The sequence below is a fragment of the Cardiobacterium sp. genome (assembly GCF_057314735.1).
In genome coordinates, this window is sequence record NZ_DBHKZK010000024.1 from 1 (window position 1) to 2,536 (window position 2,536).

Consider the following 2,536-nt stretch of genomic DNA (forward strand, 5'->3'; position numbering starts at 1 on the left):
TGCTTCTCATGGGACAATGTTATCAGGAAATTATGTGTGTCAACAGGCCCTAGGGGCTGTTTACAATTTAGACCTCCCTCCTCTGCAGGGCGAAGCCCTGCAGCGGGCGGGTTCCGTGCGTAGGGTGTGTGGCGGCGTAGCCGACACGCACGCGGGAATTTGCCATCGGTAAACGCGTGCGTGCCTGCGGCACACACCCTACAAACTAATGGTGTAGCTCACAAAATCGTCGCCACGCAACCACATTGGTTTGGGCGTGTTTACGGCTGAATGGTAAACAGGCCTTAACCAAACCTGCGAATGAAATCATCATGTTATGGCCAATTGTAAACAGCCTCTAGCACCAACGGTGTGTCTCCTTCATATTTATTATCTTGAAATTTATTAGACTTCCTTACAAATTTCGTTAATTACAGAAAATATTTGCCCTTGCTCTTCCCCCTCTCTCCATCAAGGAAGAGGGGAGTGGATTTAGTTATTGATTCCAGGTTTCGTACAAGCTCATCGTTTGGAAAGGGGTTTATTGTTTATTAAAGGCTAATTGTTAAACTAGATGCAACGTCTGTCCAAACAAGGTGTCTTTCACTGCAAACTTTTGTGCGGGCAGTTTAATGCCCGCACAACTTTCTCGATGTATGCGCCAAGATTTGGGCTATAGAAAACATTCACACCACAAGCTGTTAGGAGCCATTTACAATTGGTCATAACACGATGATTTTGTTCGTAGGTTGGGTTAGTGAGGCACGAGCGACTGGAACAGCTCGTGCAGCGAGAAAGACCCAACAAGTCGAATGCCTAACATATTCCATTATTGGGTTTCTTGCTACGCAAGCTGTTCCAGTCGGCTACTACGCCTAACCCAACCTGCAAAATCCCAAGGCTGAATTGTAAACACACCCTAAATCTCATACAGCATTGCATCTCTCGCCGTGCAAATGTGTACTGTCTTCGTCGATGCGCCTTGTCTGAGGCTTTGGATGTATAGCTATTGTGGATAACCCGGGATCTTGAACGGGTTCTAAAACATTTTTGTCTCATACATCCATTTTTATTGCGGCGCGAGATAGATGTCGTAGCGGGTATTGGGGCCGTCGATGTGGTAATCGGGCGTGATGCCGGCGAGTGGTGGCGCGTGTTGCGGGCGTTTGACGATGACGCGGCGGGTGGCGGCAAGGCGGGCGCGGGCGAGCAGCGCCGCGTCGTCGTCGCTGTGGCCAAGCAGTTGTTGCAGTGCCTGCATCTGTTTTTTCACTTTCGCGTTTTTGCGCCGCTCCGGGTACATCGGGTCGAGGTACACCGCGGCGAAGCTGGCAGGGGCGAGTGCGGTCGTCGCGTCGGCGTGGACGAGGTCAAGGCGGGCGGCGATGGTGGCGCTGCGCGGGTCGGCGCGGGCGCGTTGCAGGGCATCGGCGAGCAGGGCGGCGAGGTAGGGGTTGCGCTCATACAGGGTGAGGGTAAAACCGCGGCTGGCGAGCAGCCAGGCGTCTTTGCCCCAGCCGGCGGTGGCGTCGGCGATGTGCGCACCGGCCATGCCGCGCAGGGTTTTCGGCAGGGTTTCGCTGCCCCGGCGTCCGAGGTAGTCGGCAAGGTCAAGGCTGAGCGGCGGATGGCGCTGCTGGCGGTCGCAGAGGTGGTAGCGGTCGTCGCGCCAGTGCAGGTAGTAGTCGCCGGTGGCGTCTTCGGGTCGATGGATGCGGTGCGCGGCGGGCGGCGGTACGGGCGGTTCGCCGAGGAGGTTCAGTTTCATCAGGTGCGGGAATTGGGGTGTCGCCGGATTGTGCAGTCTTCCGCCTAGGGTGTCAAAAGGTGGTTAAATTGCGCGTTTTCCGGGAGGCGGTTATGGTTGAGACGGTTTGGTTGTTGTTAGCGGGAGATTTTGTGCGTCCGTATCGGTTGCCGCAGGCGGGCGAGGTGGTGATTGCCGTCGATGGCGGGATGCGGCACGCGCAGGCGCTTGGTGTGGTGCCGGACTGGTGGCTGGGGGATTTTGACAGTAGCGGCGCTCTCGCTGCCGATGTGCCGCGCCTCGCTTTTCCGGTGGACAAGGATGAAACGGATTTTGAGCTGGCGCTCGCCTTTGTACGCGCACGCTGGCCGCGGGCGCGCTGTCTGATGGTGCTGGGCGCGGATGGCGACGAGGCAGATCATGGTTTTGGCAATTTGTGGGTGTTGCCGCGTTGTGGTCTGCCGACGCTGCTGTTGGGGCGGGGTGGCACGCGGCTGTTTGCCTGCGGGCCGGTGGAATGGCGGCTCTGCGGTCAGGCGGGCGACAAGGTGAGCGTGTTCGCGCTGTCGCCATTGGCAGGGCTGTGTTATCAGGGGCTGCGCTGGGGTGCGGACGGGCTGACGCTCGCGCCGTTTGTCGCCCTTGCCGCACGCAATGAGCTGGCGGGCAGGACAGCGACGGTGCGCTGGCATAGCGGCGCGGGGGTGGTGTTCGTGCCGCCGGGCGTGACGGCGGAATGGGCGGGTTAGTTTTTCGGTGGTGTCCTAAAATGTATGCTGATAAACGAAGGGCAAACAAAAAGCAACGGAG

2 protein-coding genes are annotated in these 2,536 nt (G+C 57.8%); one reads left to right on the forward strand and one right to left on the reverse strand.

Features of this window, described 5'->3' with window-relative positions; translation table 11 throughout:
- Window positions 1–1,048 precede the first annotated feature (1,048 nt).
- Window positions 1,049–1,747, reverse strand: a complete 699-nt coding sequence (locus ACO54Z_RS02915) for a class I SAM-dependent methyltransferase (RefSeq protein ID WP_485995671.1) — start codon at window positions 1,745–1,747, stop codon at window positions 1,049–1,051.
- A gap of 92 nt (window positions 1,748–1,839) precedes the next feature.
- Here ACO54Z_RS02915 and ACO54Z_RS02920 point away from each other — a divergent pair, with 92 nt between their 5' ends.
- Window positions 1,840–2,475, forward strand: a complete 636-nt coding sequence (locus ACO54Z_RS02920; RefSeq protein ID WP_485995672.1) for a thiamine pyrophosphokinase — start codon at window positions 1,840–1,842, stop codon at window positions 2,473–2,475.
- Window positions 2,476–2,536 lie beyond the last annotated feature (61 nt).